The sequence below is a fragment of the Pseudomonas sp. B16120 genome, assembly GCF_044218845.1.
In the GTDB taxonomy this organism is placed as follows: Bacteria; Pseudomonadota; Gammaproteobacteria; order Pseudomonadales; family Pseudomonadaceae; genus Aquipseudomonas; species Aquipseudomonas paracarnis.
The window spans coordinates 5,926,826-5,944,893 of record NZ_CP162588.1 but is presented as its reverse complement, the minus strand read 5'-3'; the positions used below and the strand labels follow the sequence as shown (position 1 = coordinate 5,944,893).

Below are 18,068 nucleotides of genomic sequence, written 5' to 3'. Positions count from 1 at the left end.
GTCCTGGCGGAGTCCGTTGGGGAACCGGATGGTATCGCAGCATTACCGGTGGGCCAAGTCGACTTATGTAGATAGATACCGTGAATACCCTGTCTTTTCATGCCGTTTTCAGACGTTCGGCCAATGCGCTCGCCAGTTGCGCGGTCAGTCCGTACACCGACAATTGCGGGTTGGCGCCAATGCTGGTGGGGAACAGCGAGCCATCGTGGATCGACAGGTTGCGCAACTGATGATGGCGACCCAGGCTGTCGGCAACGGCATTTTTTGGGTCTTCACCCATGGCGCAACCGCCCATCACGTGGGCGCTGCCCAGGGTGGTGCGATGCAGTTCCAGGTTCAGACCGTCGATCACGCTGCGGGCTTCGGCCAAGTTGTTCACAAAGCGCGCGTCGTGATGCAGGGGCTTGACCGATTTGGCCCCCGCCGCGAACTGAATCTCGGCCATGCTGTGGAAGGCCCGGCGCAGGCCGTCCCAGGCGTAGGGCGAGACCTGATAGTCGAGCACTGGGGTGCCGTCACCGCGTAACTCCACCGTGCCGCCTGGGCTGTCGGGGTGAAAGCCGTCGCGCAGCAGGGCGAGCATGGCGTGAGTGTGGGGTAATTGGTTCATGTCCAGGGCGTTCTGGTTGCCATAGCCACCAAACAGGGTGCTCGCCAGGCCTGGATGCAGGGGCGGTGCTTCCAGTTTGTAGGACATTTTGCCGGTAGTGCCGTCCTGCCATTGGAAGTGGTCGGAGTAGATGGATTGCGGCGCACCGTAGAAGGGGTTGATCACCTCGTCGAACAGCCCGGCGGAGAAGTTGACCAGGTGCAGGAAGGTGCGCTTGCCCAGCCGCGAGTGTGGGTCGGGCACGTCGGAGCGCATCAGCAGGGCCGGGCTGTTGATGCCGCCGCCCGCCAGCACATAGTGCTTGGCTTTCACGCTGATCTTGCGCCCGGTGGGCGCTACGCAGCGTTCGTCCATGGCCACGCATTCGAGGCTGCTGATGGTGTCGCCGCTGTATTTCAGCCGTTCGGCGCGGGCCAGGTAAAGCAGTTCGCCACCTTTTTCCAGAGTGGACGGGATGGTGGTCACCAGCATTGACTGCTTGGCGTTGACCGGGCAGCCCATGCCGCAATACCCCAGGTTGAAGCAACCGCGCACATTGCGCGGGATCACATGCCAGCTGTAGCCGAGCTTTTCGCAGCCTTTGCGGATCACATCGTTGTTGGCATTCGGCGGCAGCGCCCACGGCGCGATGCCCAGGCGCTGCTCCATTTTTTCGAACCAGGGCGCCATTTCGGCGCTGCTGTGGCCTTTGACCGCATATTCGCTGGCCCAATGCGCGAGGGTAGCGTCAGGGGTGCGAAAGCTGGAGGTCCAGTTGATCAAGGTGGTACCGCCCACAGCCCGGCCCTGCAGGATGGTGATAGCGCCGTCCTTACTCATCCGCCCGATGCCTTCCTGGTAAAGGCTGGCGTAGGCTTCGTCTTCCAGCAGTTTGAAATCACTACTGGTCTTGAGCGGGCCTTCTTCGATCAGCAACACTTTGTAGCCGGCGGCGCTGAGGATTTCAGCCGTGGTACCGCCCCCGGCGCCGCTGCCGATGATGGCGACATCCGCTTCCAGGGTCAGGTCGTTATCCAGGGCGGCGCCATTGTGGGTTTTCCAGCCACGGGCCAGGCCGTCGCGGAACAGATCGGGTACGGGCATAGGTGTGCTCTCTTATTCTTGTAGGAAGATGCAATCTTGGGGGATGGCCCAGGCTAGATCTTGGGCGGGCCGGGGTAGCCGCAATGGGCCCAGGACTCGGGCCGGAAGTACCAGGCCATGATCACTAGCTTGAGCAACGAGCCCTGGCCCATGCGCAAAAGGTTCAGGTAACTGTTTTCCCAGCGGTGCAGGAAATTGCGGATCTGTTCGCTGCTGGCGTTTTCCCAACTGCCCCAGATACCGGTCAGCGGGCCGCGGGTAATGCCCATGCCCAGTACGTCGAATAATTGCTGGGTGAGCTTGAACATCTCGGGGGACAAGTGCTGCAGGCTGTAATCGAGCTTTTTCAGGGTGCCCTCAATACCGGCAAGCACTTGTTCGGCACTGGCCGCGCCTTCCAGCAGCACCGGGATTACCGCCCGCAAGAATGGCAAGTCGCTGGTGCGCAGCATCGCAAAGCGGCTGGCCGGCGTACTGCTGGAGCAACCGCTGAGGCTGGCGCCCAACCCGGCGGTGGCGAGGAAGGCGCTGGCACACAGGCCGATTTTCAAGACGCCGCGCCGTGACAGCGCGGGTGAATCAGTCAGGCTGGGGTTCATTGTTTTTATAGTCCCGAAGGTGGCGGTTATCAGCGGATAAACAGCTTCTGGATCAGCTTCTGGATCGACTTGCCATAAGGCGGGTAGATCAACTTCGCTGCGTTCAGGCGCTGTTTGATCAGCACACCCTTGGCCTTGCTGAACGTCAGGAAACCTTCGTGACCGTGGTAATGGCCCATGCCTGACGGGCCGATGCCACCGAACGGCATATCGTCCTGAGCGACGTGCAGCAAGGTGTCGTTCAGGCACACGCCACCGGAGTGGGTTTCGTGGAGCACCCGCGCTTGTTCGCCTTTGTTGTAGCCGAAGTAATACAAGGCCAGTGGTCGAGGTCGCTGGTTGATGTAGGCAAAGGCTTGGTCAAGGCCGCGATACGGCACGATGGGCAGGAGCGGGCCGAAGATTTCGTCCTGCATCACGGTCATGTCGTCGCTGACATTCAACAGCAGGCTGTGGACCATTCGCCGCGCCTGGCCCTGCTCGTACAGCGGGATCAAGGTGGCGCCTTTGTCGGTGGCGTCCTTGGCGTAGGCATTGAGCCGGGCCAGTTGGCGCTCGTTGATGATGGCGGTGTAGTCCGGGTTGTCGACCAGCGTCGGATAAAACCCGCGCACGGCTTTGGAATAGGCCTCGACAAAGCCTTCCACGCGATCTTCGGGTACTAGCACATAATCTGGCGCCACGCAGGTTTGCCCGGCGTTCAAGGTTTTGCCGAAGGCGATGCGTTCGGCGGCGTCCTTGAGTGGCACATCGGCCGAGACAATGGCTGGCGATTTGCCGCCTAGCTCCAGAGTCACCGGCGTGAGGTTTTCGGCCGCCGCACGCATCACGTGCTTGCCTATGCTGGTAGCGCCGGTGAACAGCAGGTGATCGAAGCGCAACTTGGAAAACGCCATGCCCACGTCAGCTTCGCCCAGCACGACGCACACCAGATCCTCGGGGAAGATCTTGGCCAGCAACGCCTTGAGCAACTCACCGGTGGCCGGCGTGGACTCACTGAGCTTGAGCATCACTCGGTTACCGGCCGCCAATGCCCCCACCAACGGGCCGATGGCCAGGTATAGCGGGTAGTTCCACGGCACGATGACGCCGACGACGCCCAATGGCTGGTAAATGACTTTGGCTGAGGCGGGCTGGAAGGCAATGCCTACAGCGCGGCGGGAAGGTTTCATCCAGCCCTTGAGGTGTTTGCTCGCGTAGTGAATGCCATGCAGGCTAGGCATCAATTCGGCAAACAGGGTTTCGTCGGCGCTGCGATGGCTGAAGTCCTGGCTGATCGCATTGATCAGCGCCTGGCGTTCGTCGCTCAGCAGATCCCGCAAAGCCTTGAGCCATTGCTGGCGCTGCCCGGCCGGCGGCATCGGGTTGGCGACGAAGGCGCGGCGTTGGGCGTTGAACAGGTTCTGGAGCTGATCCAGCGCCTGGGAATCTTGCAGGTAGGCAACGTTGGCAGACATGGCGCGGCACCGATTGTTATTGGTCTGCCTGGATTTTTAGAGTCATTGCTCTAAATTGTCAAATAACATTGCAGTAACATCCAGATTTATCCTGGCCGGGTTAGGCCGTAAGATGCCCCATCCCGTGTATAGAAGCTGATCCCCTATGGCACCACGAGTAAAGACCAGCGAGCGCATTGTGCAAACCAGCCTGGAGCTTTTTAACCAGCAGGGCGAGCGCAGTGTCAGTACCAACCACATTGCCGCCTACATGGAAATTTCCCCGGGCAACTTGTACTACCACTTCCCTAACAAGCAGGCGATCATCGCCGTGCTGTTCCGCGAATATGAAGCGCTGGTAGACAGTTTCCTGCGCCCACCACAGGGACGCACGATGGTGGTGGAGGATAAACGCTTTTATCTGCAAGCCGTATTGGCCGGCATGTGGCGTTATCGCTTCCTGCACCGCGACCTCGAACACCTGCTGGAGAGCGACCCGGAACTGGCGACTGGCTACCGGCGGTTTTCCCAGCGTTGCCTGATCCAGGGCGGCGCGATCTACCAAGGCTTTGTCGATGCCGGCATTCTCAATATGGACCCGGTGCAAACCGAAGCCCTGACCCTGAATGCGTGGATCATCCTTACCTCGTGGGTGCGTTTTTTGTGTACCACCAATGAAAAATCCACCCACCTGAGCGCCGAGGCGATCAAGCGCGGGGTGTACCAGGTGCTGGTGCTGGAGGCGGGGTTCGTTACGCCACAGGCTAAAGAGGCGGTGGACGCCTTGTTCAAAGAGTTTTACGTGCCGTTGAATCAGGCACTGGAAGAAGTGAAGTAAGACCTTTCCCCTTTGTATGCACAGGAGTCAGTCATGCCGCTTGCCCAACTGATCAGCCCCCCGCAATTGGCCGAGCGCCAACAGTCGAGCGGGTGGGTGATCCTGGATTGCCGCTTTGCCCTGGAAGACCCGGACTACGGCTTGTGCAGTTACGCCGAAGGGCATATCGAGGGCGCGCAATACGCCGACCTTGAGCGCCACCTGAGCGGCCCGGTGACCAAGGGCGTGACCGGTCGTCATCCTTTGCCGGCGGCGGACACGTTCGCCAGGCAACTGCGGGCCTGGGGCATCAGTGCCGACACCGATGTGGTGCTGTATGACGACGGCCCCGGTGCCTACGCCGCCCGTGCCTGGTGGCTGCTGGCCTGGCTGGGCAAGCGTGATGGCGTGTTTATTCTGGATGGTGGCCTCAAGGCCTGGCATGCCGCCGGTTTCCCCTTGAGCCTGGACGCGCCTGTGGTTGCGCCAGGTACCTTCGACGGTACGCCGGATAATCGTCTGTTGCTGGATGCCGAACACCTGCAAAAACGCCTGGGCCAACCTGGCCTGACCTTGATCGACGCCCGCGCCCAGCCGCGCTTTCGTGGCGAAGTGGAGCCCATCGATCCGATTGCCGGGCATATCCCTGGTGCGCAATGTGCGGCGTTCAGTGAAAACCTGGGCAGTGATGGTCGTTTCTTGCCGGCTGATCAGCTCAAGCAACGCTTTGCCGCGCAGTTGCAAGGGCGCCCGGCTCAGGAGCTGGTGGCGTATTGCGGGTCTGGGGTGACGGCGTGCCATAACCTGTTTGCGTTGAGCCTGGCGGGGTACCCGTTGGGCAAGTTGTATGCGGGGTCGTGGAGTGAGTGGATTACCGATCCAGCCCGGGAAATTGCGAAGGGCGACTAAACGATAGGTGTGAGCACTTCATGAAGGTGTGGGAGCTGGCTTGCCTGCGATAGCAGAGTGTCAGCCACCTCAACGTTGGCTGGCCCACCGCTATCGCAGGCAAGCCAGCTCCCACACTATTGACCGTATTGGGTCTGGAGCCATTGCGGGATCCGGCGCTCCAGATAGTAACCAGGACGCTTCAGCGAACCCTCCACAAACCCCACATGCCCGCCCTTGGCCAGCAACTCGAACTCGGTGCAGGCCGACAGCTCACTGGCGTCAGGCAAGCTGTGCGCAAACACAAACGGATCATCAGCCGCCTGGATAATCAGCGTCGGCGTGCGGATACCGCCCAGGTAATAGCGACTGGAAGCGCGGCGATAGTAATCCTCGGCACTCAAGAAACCGTGCAGCGGCGCGGTTACCCGCCCGTCGAAGTCCCAGAACGTGCGCATCTTTTCCAGGGAGCCAAGGGCCTCGAGGGTTTTGAGCCCATCCTCACGACCGTCCTGCAGGAATTGGCGTTGCTTGACGCGGATATACGCCAGCATCTCGCGCATGAAGTGCTTCTGATACACCCGCGAGAACCCCAGCCCAATGCGATCCGCGCATTGATCCAGGCGAAACGGCACCGACACCGCCGCCGCGCCCTGCAGCCCTGAAGCCTCGCCGGTTTCCCCCAAATGCTTGAGCAACACGTTGCCACCCAGGGAATAACCCACCGCATACAAGGGCGCCAACGGCCGCTTGGCGCGCAGATGAGCAATCGCCGCCGCCAGGTCTTCGCTGGCGCCGGAGTGATAACTGCGAGCCAGCAGGTTGGGCTCGCCCGAGCAGCCGCGCCAGTTCAACGCGGCACTGGCCCAGCCTTGGGCCGCGAGGACTTTTTGCAGGCCGGCCACATAGGGTGAATTGGACGAACCGGTCAGCCCATGCAGCACCAGCACCAAGGGCGCTTGCACGTCATGGGGGCCATGCCAGTCGAGATCGAGGAAGTCGCCATCCTCCAGCCACAGGCGCTCACGCTGACGCTCGATGTGGGTGGTCGGCCGCCACAGCGGCCCCCACAGTGTCTGCAAGTGGGGGTTGCCGAGGCCGAAGGCGGGTTTGAATAAATCGGAAGAGGGGGTCATGAAACTCTCGGTAGCCAGTGAGCTCGCCGTGGCAAGCTCCCCAGCCACAGGTTAAGCGGCGTTTTCGACCAAACGATGCCACAACGCGTAATACACCCGCCCGGACTTCTGCTCCCGGTGCAGGCGCCAGCCACTTGGCAGGCCGAGCGTGGAGGGCGCGGTCTCGCTCTCAGTGTAGATCCAGGCATCCGGTGCCAGCCACTGGCGTTCTTCCAGCAGAGTGCAGACGGCCGGTAGCAGGTTCTGGTTGAACGGTGGGTCGAGGAACACTACATCGTATTCAGTCGCCGCCTGGGTTTCCAGGTAGCGCAGCGCGTCGGCCGTCTGCACCTGGCCGGTGGTGCAACGCAGCGTGCCCAGGTGCTCCTTGAGGCTGGACACCGCCACATTGCTGGCGTCCAGCGCCTGGCCCTGGGCCGCGCCACGGGACAGCGCCTCCAGGAACAGCGCGCCGCTGCCGGCGAACGGGTCCAGCACTTTGGCCCCGCCTATGTACGGCGCGAGCCAGTTGAACAGGGTTTCACGCACGCGATCAGGCGTCGGGCGCAGGCCCACAACGTCGGGGAAGCTCAGCTTGCGGCTGCCCCATTCACCGCCAATGATGCGCAGTTGGCCCACACCGTTATGCACGTTGTGGACAGGTTTTTTCGGGCGAGATGAACTGGCCATTAATGCTCCGGAACCCCGAGCGGCTGCTCGGCAGGTTTATCAGTGGGGGGCGGTAGTGGCTTTTGCGCAATCGTCGGGCCGGCGGTCACGATGACCATCTTGTCGGCGCTCAAGTGTTTGTTCATTGCAGCCTTGACCTGATCGACGGTCAGGGCCTGGGATTGTTTCATGAAATCTTCCAGATAGCTCAGCGGCAGGTTGTAGAAACCCATGGCGCCCAACTGCCCGACGATATCGGCGTTGCTTGCGGTGGACAGCGGGAAGCTGCCGGCCAGCTCGCGCTTGGCGTCATCCAGTTCCTTTTGCGTCGGGCCGGTCTTGAGGTAGTCAGCCAATACGTCCTCCACCAGGCGCAAGGTGCCACCGCTCATTTCGGCGCGGGTCTGCAGGTTGATCATGAACGGGCCGCGCACCTGCATCGGTGAGAAACCGGAATACACGCCGTAGGTCAGGCCGCGCTTTTCACGCACTTCGCTCATCAAGCGAGTGCCGAAGCCACCGCCGCCGAGGATCTGGTTACCCAGGGACAAGGCTGCGTAATCCGGGTCGGCACGGTCGATGCCCAACTGCGCAAACAGCAGGTGGGTTTGCTTGGACGGGAACTCGATACGGCTCAGGCCGGCTTTTGGCTCGGTCGGCTGGGCGATCTTGGCCATCGCCGGGCCCTTGGGCAGCGAGGCGGACACCTTGGCCGTCATGGCTTCGGCTTCGGCGCGGGTCAGGTCGCCCACTACTGCAATTACCGCGTTACCCGCCGCATAGGCCTTGGCGTGGAACGCCTGCAACTGCGCCAGGGTAATCTTCGGCACGCTCTCGGGGGTGCCTTCGCTCGGGTGGGCGTAAGGGTGGTCGCCGTACAGGCGCTTGAACAGCTCGATGCTCGCCAGTTTGCCGGGGTTCTGCTTCTGGTACTCGAAACCGGCCAGGATCTGGTTCTTGATGCGTGCCAGCGAGTCTGCCGGGAATGTCGGCTGGCCGATCACCTGGTTGAACAGTGACAGGGCGGCGTCGCGCTTGGCGCTGTCGCTCAGGCTGCGCAGGGTCACCAGCGCCATGTCGCGGTAGGCGCCGTTGCCAAAGTCGGCCCCCAGGCCTTCGAACCCGCTGGCGATCTGGCTGACATCCTTGCCCGGCACGCCTTCGTTGAGCATGGCGTTGGTCATCAGTGCCAGGCCTGGCACGTCGCCATCCTGGCTGCTGCCGGCGGCGAACAGCAGGCGCATGTCGAACATCGGCAGTTCATGGGCTTCGACGAACAGCACCTTGGCGCCTTCGGTGGTGGTCCAGGTTTGTACGTCGAGCTTGCGGTTGGTCGGTGCCTTGCCATCCAGTTCCGCCAGGGATTGCAGGGTGCTGGCCGTTTGAGCCTTGTCCAGGGCCTGGCTGGCGACCGACTCGCTGGGGCGCAAGAAGTAAACGGCGCTGGCCGCCATCAGGGTGACGGCGATCAGGCCGGGCAGGATCAGGCGGCTGTTTTTGCGATCACTCATGAGCGGTCTCCTCAGGCAAAACATGGGCGACGCTCAGACGTTCGCGGGTGAAATAAGTGCGTGCGGCCTTCTGGATGTCTTCCGGGGTCACGCTTTGCAGGTCGGCAAGCTCGGTGTCCATGAGTTTCCAGGACAGGCCGACCGTTTCCAGGGAGCCGATGGCCGTGGCCTGGCTGGTGATGGAATCACGCTGGTACACCAGGCCGGCAATCACCTGGGCACGGATGCGCTCCAGTTCTTCGGCGGTCGGCGGCTTGGCCTTCAACTCATCGAGCAGGCGCCACAGGCCGGCTTCGGCCTGGGCCACGGTTTTCTTCTTCTGCTGGTTCGGCGTGGCCGAGAGGGTAAACAGGCTGTCGCCACGGGTGTAGGCGTCGTAGTTGGTGGAAGCCGCGGACACCAGTTCCTCACCGCGTTCCAGTTGCTCGGAGATCCGTGCACTGTAGCCGCCGTCCAGCAGGGCCGAGATCAGGCGCAGGGCCTGCACCGAACGTTTGTCTTCAGCGGTGGCCAGGCCGGGCACGTTGAAGCCCAGGATCACACTCGGAAGTTGGGTCTGCACGTGCAGGGTCAGCAGGCGCTCGCCGGGCTCGGCCAGTTCCATCGGGATTTTTGCCGGCGGCACGTCACGCTTGGGGATCGGGCCGAAGTAACGTTGGGCGAGGTTTTTCACCTCGTCCGGGGTCACGTCGCCGACCACCACCAGGGTGGCGTTGTTCGGCACGTACCAGGATTGGTACCAGTGGCGCAGTTCCTCGACCTTCATGCGGTCCAGGTCGGCCATCCAGCCAATGGTCGGCGTGTGGTAGCCACTGGCCGGGAACGCCATGGCCTTGAAGCGCTCGAACGCCTTGGACATGGGGTTATCGTCGGTGCGCAGGCGGCGTTCTTCTTTGATTACCTCGATTTCACGGCTGAACTCGTCGGCCGGCAGGCGCAGGCTGGCCATGCGGTCGGCTTCCAGCTCAAAGGCCACGCCCAGGCGGTCACGGGCCAATACCTGGTAATACGCGGTGTAGTCGTCGCTGGTGAACGCATTTTCTTCGGCGCCCAGGTCGCGCAGGATCAGCGAGGCTTCGCCGGGGCCGACCTTGGCGCTGCCCTTGAACATCATGTGTTCCAGGGCGTGGGACAAACCGGTCTGGCCCGGGGTTTCGTAGCTTGAGCCAACCTTGTACCAGACCTGGGAAACCACCACCGGCGCGCGATGATCTTCGCGCACGACCACTTTAAGGCCGTTATCGAGGGTGAATTCATGGGTGGGTTGTGGATCGGCAGCCAAAGCTGAGAGAGGCAGACAAACTGTGCTGAACAGCAGGCCTGCGGCGCGGCGGGCTAGAGCATTCATTCGTTTTTAAACCTGTTGGGCTGCCCGCTTGGTCTTAGCGTCGGCGGGCGAGGAGGTGCTAGGATACTGGTCCGACTTAAGGACGGCCACTGCGGCTGTCTTGTGAAGGCCCTATTTAGGCCTTACAAAATGTTGCGCATGAACGAGCTGGCTAAAAAACAGTCTGTTACGCATCGAATTTTATTTACCGGCGCGCCCTGTGGCGCGTCGCTACCTTGAGATAGCCGTCTCCATGTTTGGTTCCAACGACGACAAGAAGACCCCAGCTGCGGCTGGCGAGAAGAAAGGCCTGTTCGGATGGCTGCGCAAAAAGCCGCAGGAAACCGTCGTCGAACAGCCACAGGTTCACGCTGAACCGACCCCTGAACCCGTAATAGAAGCCGAACCGGTTGCCGAGACGCCAGTTCCGGTGGTGTTACCGATGGCTGAGCCGGTGTTGCAGCCGGTCGTTGACGCCGAGCCGGAACCTGAGCCTGAGCACAAGCCCTGGTTAGAGCTGCCGGTGGCCGAAGAACCCGTGGCATTGGTTGAGGATGTTCAGGCCGAGCACGTCGTGCCGCCGATTCCTGCAGTGGTTGAGCCGGCGCCGGTAGAGGCTGTGGCTGAAATACCGCCCGTCGTTGAAGTGCCTGCACCGGTTGTCGCTGCACCTGCCGTTATCGAGCCAGAGCCTGTCGTCGCCACCACCGAAACCAGCAAAACCGGATTCTTTGCACGCCTCAAGCAGGGCCTGAGCAAGACCAGCGCCAGTATTGGCGAAGGCATGGCCAGCCTGTTCCTGGGCAAGAAAGTCATTGATGACGAGCTGCTCGAAGACATCGAGACCCGCCTGCTCACCGCCGACGTGGGCGTCGAAGCCACCGCCGTGATCATCCAGAGCCTGACGCAGAAGGTCGCGCGCAAGCAGTTGACCGACGCCGATGCGCTGTACAAATCCCTGCAGGCTGAGCTGGCCGCCATGCTCAAACCGGTTGAAGCGCCGCTGGTGATCACGCCGAAAAAGCCGTTCGTCATCCTCGTTGTAGGGGTTAATGGCGCTGGTAAGACCACCACCATCGGCAAGCTGGCCAAGAAGCTGCAAGGTGAAGGCAAGAAAGTCATGCTCGCCGCCGGTGACACCTTCCGTGCCGCCGCCGTCGAGCAGTTGCAGGTGTGGGGCGAGCGCAACAAGATCCCGGTGATCGCCCAGCACACCGGCGCCGACTCGGCTTCGGTGATCTTCGATGCCGTGCAGGCCGCCAAGGCCCGTAACATTGACGTGCTGATCGCCGACACCGCCGGTCGCCTGCACACCAAAGACAACTTGATGGAAGAACTGAAGAAAGTGCGCCGCGTGATCGGCAAGCTCGACGCCGATGCACCCCATGAAGTCCTGCTGGTGCTCGACGCCGGTACTGGCCAGAACGCCATCAGCCAGGCCAAGCAATTCAACCAGACGGTGCAGCTGACCGGCTTGGCATTGACTAAGCTCGACGGCACGGCCAAGGGCGGTGTGATTTTCGCCCTGGCCAAACAGTTCGGGTTGCCGATTCGCTATATCGGCGTCGGTGAAGGCATCGACGACCTGCGCACCTTTGAAGCCGAACCCTTTGTACAGGCACTGTTTGCCGAGCGGGAGCGTTCATGATTCGATTCGAACAGGTCGGTAAACGCTATGCCAACGGGCATGTGGGCTTGCATGAGCTGAGCTTTCGAGTGCGTCGCGGCGAATTCTTGTTTGTCACCGGCCATTCGGGCGCAGGCAAAAGTACGCTGTTGCGCCTGCTGCTGGCCATGGAACGCCCGACTACCGGCAAGTTGCTGCTGGCGGGCCAGGACCTGGCCACTATCAGCAATGCGCAAATTCCATTCCTGCGCCGCCAGATCGGCGTGGTGTTCCAGAACCACCAGTTGCTGTTCGACCGTACGGTGTTCAACAACGTGGCCCTGCCGTTGCAGATCCTCGGGCTGTCCAAGGCCGAGATCGTCAAACGCGTGGACTCGGCCCTGGAACGCGTGGCCTTGTCGGACAAGACCGACCTCTTCCCCGGCGACCTGTCCACCGGCCAGCAACAGCGTGTCGGTATCGCCCGCGCCATCGTCCATCGCCCGGCTTTGCTGCTGGCGGACGAGCCCACCGGTAACCTCGACCCGCGCCTGGCGGCCGAGATCATGGGGGTGTTCGAAGACATCAACCGCCTGGGCACCAGCGTCTTGATCGCCAGCCACGACCTGGCCTTGATTGCGCGTATGCGCCATCGCATGCTGACCCTGCAACGCGGCCGCCTGATCGGCGACGGGGAGGCTGGCGTATGAGTGCTACACGCAGCCCTAAAGTATCCGAACGGGTGGCTCCGAAGCCGGCCGACCCGCAACCGAAAAAGAAAAAACACGACGAAGACGACGGCCCGGACTTCGGCACCCTGGTGCACGCCTGGATCGAAAGCCACCGCGCCAGCCTGCTGGACAGCCTGCGGCGCCTGGGCAAACAGCCGATCGGTAGTTTTTTCACTTGCCTGGTGATGGCGGTGGCCTTGAGCCTGCCGATGGGCTTGTCGCTGTTGCTTAATAATGTGGAGCGCCTGGGCGGTTCCTGGCAGCGGGCGGCGCAGATTTCGCTGTACCTGAACCTGGACACCAGCAGCAAGGAAGGCGAAGCGCTGCGTGACGACATCAAGAACATCCCGGGGGTAGCCGAGGCCGAGTACATCAGCCGCGACCAGGCCCTTGAAGAGTTCCAGCAGCAATCGGGCCTGGGCGAGGCGCTCAAGGAGCTGCCGCAGAACCCGCTGCCGGGCGTGGTGCTGGTAACGCCGAACGAGGTCGACAAGCCGGCGCTGGAAGCCCTGCGACAAAAACTCGCAGAGATGCCGAAGGTGCAACAGGCCCAACTTGATCTAGTCTGGGTAGAGCGCCTGGCCGCGATCCTCAAGCTGGGCGACCGCTTTGTGTTCGGCCTGACGGTGTTATTAGTGTCTGCATTACTTTTGGTGATAGGTAATACCATTCGTCTTCATATTGAAAACCGTCGCACCGAGATAGAAGTGATTAAACTGGTGGGCGGCACAGACAGCTATGTGCGTCGGCCTTTCCTGTACATGGGCGCGCTGTATGGCCTGGGTGCGGGGATCTTGTCCTGGGGCGTACTGGCGTTTGGCCTGGATTGGTTGAACGACGCGGTTGTCGGCCTGGCGGGGCTCTACGGCAGTGATTTCGCGTTGGCCGGTGTGCCGGTAGCCGATGGTCTGAGTCTCTTGCTTGGCGCGGTGTTGTTGGGGTATATCGGTGCGTGGATTGCGGTGGCACGGCATTTACGTGAACTGGCGCCGAAGTAGTTAATGCCAGATTAATGTGGTTTCGTTTGTATTGACCGTATCAGCGGTTTAGGGAACTTGTCCTACGGTTCCCAGGTCAATTTTCGCAGTGCTGAACTGCACGAGTTATGTGAGTCGGAGGTTTTTTCGTATGACCACTTCTTTGCAACCTGCTTATGCCTTGGTCCCGGGTGCGAACCTGGAAGCCTATGTGCACACGGTCAACAGCATTCCATTGCTGACGCCCGAGCAGGAGCGTGAACTGGCCGAGAGTCTCTACTATGAGCAGGATTTGGGGGCGGCTCGGCAGATGGTGCTCGCCCACCTGCGTTTTGTCGTACATATCGCCCGTAGCTATAGCGGCTATGGTCTGGCCCAGGCCGACCTGATTCAGGAAGGCAACGTAGGCCTGATGAAGGCTGTGAAGCGTTTCAACCCTGAAATGGGCGTGCGCCTGGTGTCGTTTGCCGTGCACTGGATCAAGGCGGAAATCCACGAGTTCATCCTGCGCAACTGGCGCATCGTGAAAGTGGCCACCACCAAGGCCCAGCGCAAGCTGTTCTTCAACCTGCGCAGCCAGAAAAAACGCCTGGCGTGGCTGAACAACGAAGAAGTCCACCGCGTGGCCGAAAGCCTCGGTGTGGAGCCCCGTGAAGTGCGCGAGATGGAAAGCCGCCTGACCGGCCATGACATGGCCTTCGACCCAGCCGCCGAAGCGGATGACGACAGCGCCTTCCAATCGCCGGCCAACTATCTGGAAGACCACCGGTACGATCCGGCGCGTCAACTGGAGGACGCCGACTGGAGCGACAACTCCAACCACAACCTGCACGAAGCGCTGGAAGTGCTGGACGACCGCAGCCGTGACATCCTCTACCAGCGTTGGCTGGCAGAAGAAAAAGCCACGCTGCACGACCTGGCGCAAAAGTACAACGTGTCGGCAGAACGGATTCGTCAGCTTGAGAAAAGCGCGATGAACAAGCTGAAGTTGTCGATCGCCGCTTAAAACGCAGCGAACAAAAAATGCCCCGGTCGAAAGATCGGGGCATTTTTGTATGTGTTCGAAAAGTCTCAAGTACAACTCGGTTTAATGTGGGAGCTGGCTTGCCTGCGATGAGGCCGTGTCAGATGAAGCATGGGTTACTGACCCACCGCTATCGCAGGCAAGCCAGCTCCCACAGGTCTCGTATTGTGTCAGTCGGACCAGGGTGCCTTTCGAGAGTTGTGCAGCTCCACCAGGTAACCCTCCCCACCCAACTGGCTCATCTGCTGGCGAATCCACGCCGCTCGCCGTGCCACATAGGCGGTCGGATGACTGGCACTCCACACCCGTGGATTGGGCAACACCGCCGCCAGGTAACTGGCCTGCTGCCGCGAAAGCCCTTTGGCACTCACGCCAAAATGGTGCCGCGCCGCCGCTTCTACGCCAAACACACCTTCATCCCATTCCACGCTGTTGAGGTACACCTCAAGAATCCGCTGCTTGGGCCATAACACTTCGATCAAACCGGTAAACCACGCCTCCAGGCCTTTGCGCAAATAGCTGCGGCCGGCCCACAGGAACAGGTTTTTCGACACCTGCTGGCTCAGGGTGCTGGCGCCGCGAATCGAGCCGCCACGCTCGTTGTGCAGGATCGCCGCCTGGATCGCGCCGAAATCAAAACCCCAATGTTGCGGGAAACGCTGGTCTTCACCGGCCATCACCGCGACTTTGAGATCATCGGAGATTTCGTCCCACGGTACCCAGCTGCGTTGCAGGTCAATGGGTTCGCCGTCGACCCAGGACTCGACCTTGCGCTCCACCATCAGCGCAGTGAACGGTGGCGGTACCACACGAAACAGCAGCACCAGCAACACACTGCCGATGGCAAACCATTTCACGACGTTGAGAAAGCGTTTGAAGAGGACACGCAGCATAGAGATGGCTTGGCCGAACCCGTTGAGCGGGCCATTATACAGACCCTGCCCGATGAGTCTGACTGGAGTTCCCCATGCTGCGTAGCTTTCTGATGCTGGCTGCCTTTTTCGGCTTTACCGGCGTTGCGCTGGGCGCTTTCGCCGCCCACGGCCTGAAAAACCGCCTGAGCGCCGACTACCTGGCGATCTTCCATACCGGCGTGACCTACCAGTTGGTGCATGCCCTGGCACTGTTCGGCATGGCCTTGCTGGCGGCGCATATTCCGGGCCGGTTGGTCACCTGGGCGGGTATTTCGTTTACCGTCGGTATCCTGCTGTTCTCGGGCAGCCTGTATGTGCTGACGATGACCGGCATCAGTAAACTGGGGATCATCACGCCGTTTGGCGGGCTGGCGTTCCTGCTCGGCTGGTTCTTCCTGGGCCTGGCGGCGTGGCGTTTGCAGCTTTGACCGCTTGACGCTTGGAGCTGACCTTCAGGTTCCAATCGCGCTAGAATGCGGGCCCCTAAAAACGATGGCGGCCCGTGGCATGCGCATTCAGTTGAACGGCGAACCCTTTGAACTGCCCGACGGCGAAACCGTTGCGGCCCTGCTGACCCGTCTGGACCTGACCGGGCGTCGCGTCGCAGTGGAGCTCAACCTGGATATCGTCCCGCGTAGCCAGCACGCCGAGACTGTGCTCACCGAAGGTGACCAGATCGAAGTGGTCCACGCCATCGGCGGCGGCTAGCCCGCCACGGCCGCAACGCATTCTGCAGAACCTCATCCAACCAGAGGATTTCCCATGAGCATCGTTCGTAGCGACAAGCCTTTCGTCCTGGCCGGTCGTACCTACCAGTCCCGTCTGCTGGTCGGCACCGGCAAGTACCGCGACATGGAAGAAACCCGCCTGGCCATCGAAGCCTCGGGTGCCGAGATCGTCACCTTCGCCGTACGCCGCACCAACCTCGGCCAGATCGAGGGCGAGCCGAACTTGCTCGAAGTGCTCTCGCCGGAGCGCTACACCTTTTTGCCAAACACTGCTGGCTGCTACGACGCCATCGAAGCCGTGCGCACCTGCCGCCTGGCCCGTGAGCTGCTCGACGGCCACAACCTGGTGAAGCTGGAAGTGCTGGCCGACCAGAAAACCCTGTTCCCCAATGTGATCGAAACCCTCAAGGCCGCCGAGACCTTGGTCAAGGAAGGCTTCGACGTGATGGTCTACACCAGCGATGACCCGATCATCGCCCGTCAGTTGGCAGAAATCGGCTGCATCGCGGTGATGCCGCTGGCTGGTCTGATCGGTTCCGGCCTGGGCATCTGCAATCCGTATAACCTGCAAATCATCCTCGAAGAAGCCAAGATCCCGGTATTGGTGGATGCGGGTGTGGGCACTGCCTCCGACGCGACCATCGCCATGGAACTGGGCTGCGACGCGGTGCTGATGAACTCGGCCATTGCCCATGCCCAGCAACCAATCATGATGGCCCAAGCCATGAACCACGCCATCGTCGCGGGCCGCCTGGCCTACCTCGCCGGGCGCATGCCGAAAAAACTCTATGCCAGCGCCTCTTCGCCGCTGGATGGTCTGATCAAGTAAGAGCTATTGATGACTGAATCAAACGAAACGCCGAACACCGTAGAAGAGGGCGACGAGTCCAAGCACCGCCGCATCAAGAGTTTTGTGATGCGCGCCGGCCGCATGACCGAAGGCCAGCAAAAGGGCCTGGAACAGGGCACGCCGCTGTTCGTACTGCCCCTGGCCGATGCGCCGGTGGACTATGACCAAGTGTTCGGCCGTTCGGCCCCGCGCTCCCTGGAAATCGGTTTCGGCATGGGCCATTCCCTGCTGGAAATGGCCGCAGCCGCGCCGGAGCAGGATTTCATCGGTGTGGAAGTGCACCGCCCAGGCGTCGGCGCACTGCTCAACGGTGTGCTGACCCAAGGCCTGAAAAACCTGCGGGTCTACGACTGCGATGCGATTGAAGTGCTCAACCGCTGCATCGCCGACAACAGCCTCGACCGCCTGATGCTGTTCTTCCCCGACCCATGGCACAAGGCCCGTCACCACAAGCGCCGCATCGTCCAGGCGTCCTTCGCGGAACTGGTGCGCAGCAAGCTGAAAGTGGGCGGCATCCTGCACATGGCCACCGACTGGGAACCGTACGCGGAATACATGCTGGAAGTGATGAACGTCGCCCCCGGCTACCGCAACCTGGCCGAAGACGGCAAATGCGTGCCACGCCCGGCCGAGCGGCCGATCACCAAGTTCGAACGCCGTGGCGAGCGGTTGGGGCATGGGGTGTGGGATTTGAAGTTCGAGAAGCTGGCTTAAACAGTCATCAGCTTGAAACGCAATCAAATGTGGGAGCTGGCTTGCCTGCGATAACATCACCTCGGTATCACTGATACACCGAGGTGTCTGTATCGCAGGCAAGCCAGCTCCCACATGTGTTTTGTAGTGCCTGCTGGGTCAGCGGCGGTCTGCTACCACGCCAATCAACACCAGCACCACGATCAACACCGGCGCCAGGCTGTAGTTATTGAACTGGCTCAATCCCCGCACAATCCACGGCGTAGCGTAGATCAACGCCGCACCACTGCCGATCAGGCACAGCAGGGCCATCAAGGGTACGCGCAAGGCGCCGGCGATGCTGCCCAGGCGTGCTTCGACCCAGCCCTTGATGTCGGCGCCGAACAGCACCAGCAAACAGCCCACAAGGGCCAACGAGATTTCCGACAGGTTGCTACGGCTCCAGCGGGATACGGTGGCGAGCAGGTCGAGTACCAGATCCATTCGATTT

19 protein-coding genes are annotated in these 18,068 nt (G+C 61.3%); 10 read left to right on the top strand and 9 right to left on the bottom strand.

What is annotated here, in order from left to right; genetic code table 11:
- Positions 1-97: 97 nt before the first annotated feature.
- The 3 genes from AB4P90_RS27855 to AB4P90_RS27845 are packed head-to-tail and all read right to left on the bottom strand — an operon-like array spanning position 98 to position 3,749.
- Positions 98-1,693, bottom strand: coding sequence for a GMC family oxidoreductase (locus tag AB4P90_RS27855; RefSeq protein WP_200599495.1), 1,596 nt, complete (start codon positions 1,691-1,693; stop codon positions 98-100).
- 53 nt (positions 1,694-1,746) lie between these two features.
- The gene (locus AB4P90_RS27850) at positions 1,747-2,292 is read right to left on the bottom strand and encodes a twin-arginine translocation pathway signal protein (protein WP_395605526.1); all 546 of its coding nucleotides are present in this window, start codon (positions 2,290-2,292) and stop codon (positions 1,747-1,749) included.
- A gap of 29 nt (positions 2,293-2,321) precedes the next feature.
- On the bottom strand, positions 2,322-3,749 hold the full coding sequence (locus tag AB4P90_RS27845) for a coniferyl aldehyde dehydrogenase (RefSeq protein WP_395605525.1): 1,428 nt from the start codon (positions 3,747-3,749) through the stop codon (positions 2,322-2,324).
- A 145-nt stretch (positions 3,750-3,894) separates the two neighbouring features.
- On the opposite strand from AB4P90_RS27845, the gene AB4P90_RS27840 reads away from it, so the two are divergent.
- Together AB4P90_RS27840 and AB4P90_RS27835 are read left to right on the top strand one after the other, a co-directional pair.
- A complete protein-coding gene (locus tag AB4P90_RS27840; protein ID WP_395605524.1) occupies positions 3,895-4,566 on the top strand; it encodes a TetR/AcrR family transcriptional regulator in 672 nt (223 codons plus the stop codon).
- Positions 4,567-4,599: 33 nt separating this feature from the next.
- A complete protein-coding gene (locus tag AB4P90_RS27835; RefSeq protein ID WP_019817762.1) occupies positions 4,600-5,454 on the top strand; it encodes a sulfurtransferase in 855 nt (284 codons plus the stop codon).
- 116 nt (positions 5,455-5,570) lie between these two features.
- Here AB4P90_RS27835 and AB4P90_RS27830 read toward each other — a convergent pair whose 3' ends face one another.
- From AB4P90_RS27830 to AB4P90_RS27815, 4 genes are read right to left on the bottom strand one after another with little or no spacing between them, the layout of a single operon-like run.
- Positions 5,571-6,569, bottom strand: coding sequence for a hydrolase (locus AB4P90_RS27830; RefSeq protein ID WP_103452452.1), 999 nt, complete (start codon positions 6,567-6,569; stop codon positions 5,571-5,573).
- A 51-nt stretch (positions 6,570-6,620) separates the two neighbouring features.
- Positions 6,621-7,238 (bottom strand): 16S rRNA (guanine(966)-N(2))-methyltransferase RsmD, encoded by a 618-nt coding sequence (gene rsmD / locus AB4P90_RS27825; protein WP_014720342.1) that lies wholly within the window; start codon positions 7,236-7,238, stop codon positions 6,621-6,623.
- Positions 7,238-8,728, bottom strand: a complete 1,491-nt coding sequence (locus tag AB4P90_RS27820) for a pitrilysin family protein (protein ID WP_019817760.1) — start codon at positions 8,726-8,728, stop codon at positions 7,238-7,240. The genes rsmD and AB4P90_RS27820 overlap by 1 nt, the downstream gene beginning before the upstream one ends.
- Complete coding sequence (locus AB4P90_RS27815; RefSeq protein ID WP_014720340.1) at positions 8,721-10,076, bottom strand: pitrilysin family protein; 1,356 nt, start codon at positions 10,074-10,076, stop codon at positions 8,721-8,723. The genes AB4P90_RS27820 and AB4P90_RS27815 overlap by 8 nt, the downstream gene beginning before the upstream one ends.
- Before the next feature lie 232 nt (positions 10,077-10,308).
- Between AB4P90_RS27815 and ftsY the strand changes: the two genes are divergently transcribed.
- From ftsY to rpoH, 4 genes are all read left to right on the top strand, one after another.
- Positions 10,309-11,703, top strand: coding sequence for a signal recognition particle-docking protein FtsY (gene ftsY, locus AB4P90_RS27810; protein WP_395605523.1), 1,395 nt, complete (start codon positions 10,309-10,311; stop codon positions 11,701-11,703).
- Positions 11,700-12,371 carry a cell division ATP-binding protein FtsE gene (gene ftsE / locus AB4P90_RS27805; RefSeq protein WP_003195112.1) on the top strand — a complete coding sequence of 224 codons (672 nt, stop codon included), beginning with the start codon at positions 11,700-11,702 and terminating at the stop codon, positions 12,369-12,371. Before ftsY ends, ftsE begins: the two co-directional genes overlap by 4 nt.
- Positions 12,368-13,390 (top strand): permease-like cell division protein FtsX, encoded by a 1,023-nt coding sequence (ftsX, locus tag AB4P90_RS27800; protein WP_003195111.1) that lies wholly within the window; start codon positions 12,368-12,370, stop codon positions 13,388-13,390. The genes ftsE and ftsX overlap by 4 nt, the downstream gene beginning before the upstream one ends.
- A 130-nt stretch (positions 13,391-13,520) precedes the next feature.
- Positions 13,521-14,375, top strand: a complete 855-nt coding sequence (rpoH, locus tag AB4P90_RS27795; RefSeq protein ID WP_003176698.1) for an RNA polymerase sigma factor RpoH — start codon at positions 13,521-13,523, stop codon at positions 14,373-14,375.
- Positions 14,376-14,563: 188 nt separating this feature from the next.
- On the opposite strand, the gene mtgA is transcribed toward rpoH, so the two are convergent.
- Positions 14,564-15,286: a monofunctional biosynthetic peptidoglycan transglycosylase gene (gene mtgA, locus AB4P90_RS27790; RefSeq protein WP_395605522.1), complete on the bottom strand. Its 723-nt coding sequence runs from the start codon at positions 15,284-15,286 to the stop codon at positions 14,564-14,566.
- Positions 15,287-15,360: 74 nt separating this feature from the next.
- Here mtgA and AB4P90_RS27785 point away from each other — a divergent pair, with 74 nt between their 5' ends.
- The 4 genes from AB4P90_RS27785 to trmB all read left to right on the top strand — a co-directional run bounded on the left by AB4P90_RS27785 (position 15,361) and on the right by trmB (position 17,599).
- Positions 15,361-15,735, top strand: coding sequence for a DUF423 domain-containing protein (locus tag AB4P90_RS27785; RefSeq protein WP_236465906.1), 375 nt, complete (start codon positions 15,361-15,363; stop codon positions 15,733-15,735).
- 79 nt (positions 15,736-15,814) lie between these two features.
- Positions 15,815-16,015, top strand: coding sequence for a sulfur carrier protein ThiS (gene thiS, locus AB4P90_RS27780; RefSeq protein WP_019817757.1), 201 nt, complete (start codon positions 15,815-15,817; stop codon positions 16,013-16,015).
- Positions 16,016-16,069: 54 nt separating this feature from the next.
- Positions 16,070-16,864 (top strand): thiazole synthase, encoded by a 795-nt coding sequence (locus AB4P90_RS27775; RefSeq protein WP_014720334.1) that lies wholly within the window; start codon positions 16,070-16,072, stop codon positions 16,862-16,864.
- 9 nt (positions 16,865-16,873) lie between these two features.
- On the top strand, positions 16,874-17,599 hold the full coding sequence (trmB, locus tag AB4P90_RS27770; RefSeq protein ID WP_003195101.1) for a tRNA (guanosine(46)-N7)-methyltransferase TrmB: 726 nt from the start codon (positions 16,874-16,876) through the stop codon (positions 17,597-17,599).
- A 138-nt stretch (positions 17,600-17,737) separates the two neighbouring features.
- Here the strand turns inward: trmB and AB4P90_RS27765 are convergent, their stop codons facing one another.
- Positions 17,738-18,061 carry a DUF3392 domain-containing protein gene (locus tag AB4P90_RS27765; RefSeq protein WP_003195099.1) on the bottom strand — a complete coding sequence of 108 codons (324 nt, stop codon included), beginning with the start codon at positions 18,059-18,061 and terminating at the stop codon, positions 17,738-17,740.
- Between the last annotated feature and the right edge of the window lie 7 nt (positions 18,062-18,068).

Coding starts and splice junctions, on each gene's coding strand:
- AB4P90_RS27845 (WP_395605525.1), bottom strand. CDS start 3,749: ATGTCTGCCAACGTTGCCTACCTGCAAGATTCCCAGGCGCTGGATCAG.
- AB4P90_RS27855 (WP_200599495.1), bottom strand. CDS start 1,693: ATGCCCGTACCCGATCTGTTCCGCGACGGCCTGGCCCGTGGCTGGAAA.
- AB4P90_RS27785 (WP_236465906.1), top strand. CDS start 15,361: ATGCTGCGTAGCTTTCTGATGCTGGCTGCCTTTTTCGGCTTTACCGGC.
- trmB (WP_003195101.1), top strand. CDS start 16,874: ATGACTGAATCAAACGAAACGCCGAACACCGTAGAAGAGGGCGACGAG.
- AB4P90_RS27850 (WP_395605526.1), bottom strand. CDS start 2,292: ATGAACCCCAGCCTGACTGATTCACCCGCGCTGTCACGGCGCGGCGTC.
- rpoH (WP_003176698.1), top strand. CDS start 13,521: ATGACCACTTCTTTGCAACCTGCTTATGCCTTGGTCCCGGGTGCGAAC.
- AB4P90_RS27830 (WP_103452452.1), bottom strand. CDS start 6,569: ATGACCCCCTCTTCCGATTTATTCAAACCCGCCTTCGGCCTCGGCAAC.
- AB4P90_RS27840 (WP_395605524.1), top strand. CDS start 3,895: ATGGCACCACGAGTAAAGACCAGCGAGCGCATTGTGCAAACCAGCCTG.
- mtgA (WP_395605522.1), bottom strand. CDS start 15,286: ATGCTGCGTGTCCTCTTCAAACGCTTTCTCAACGTCGTGAAATGGTTT.
- ftsY (WP_395605523.1), top strand. CDS start 10,309: ATGTTTGGTTCCAACGACGACAAGAAGACCCCAGCTGCGGCTGGCGAG.
- thiS (WP_019817757.1), top strand. CDS start 15,815: ATGCGCATTCAGTTGAACGGCGAACCCTTTGAACTGCCCGACGGCGAA.
- ftsE (WP_003195112.1), top strand. CDS start 11,700: ATGATTCGATTCGAACAGGTCGGTAAACGCTATGCCAACGGGCATGTG.
- rsmD (WP_014720342.1), bottom strand. CDS start 7,238: ATGGCCAGTTCATCTCGCCCGAAAAAACCTGTCCACAACGTGCATAAC.
- AB4P90_RS27765 (WP_003195099.1), bottom strand. CDS start 18,061: ATGGATCTGGTACTCGACCTGCTCGCCACCGTATCCCGCTGGAGCCGT.
- AB4P90_RS27835 (WP_019817762.1), top strand. CDS start 4,600: ATGCCGCTTGCCCAACTGATCAGCCCCCCGCAATTGGCCGAGCGCCAA.
- ftsX (WP_003195111.1), top strand. CDS start 12,368: ATGAGTGCTACACGCAGCCCTAAAGTATCCGAACGGGTGGCTCCGAAG.
- AB4P90_RS27820 (WP_019817760.1), bottom strand. CDS start 8,728: ATGAGTGATCGCAAAAACAGCCGCCTGATCCTGCCCGGCCTGATCGCC.
- AB4P90_RS27775 (WP_014720334.1), top strand. CDS start 16,070: ATGAGCATCGTTCGTAGCGACAAGCCTTTCGTCCTGGCCGGTCGTACC.
- AB4P90_RS27815 (WP_014720340.1), bottom strand. CDS start 10,076: ATGAATGCTCTAGCCCGCCGCGCCGCAGGCCTGCTGTTCAGCACAGTT.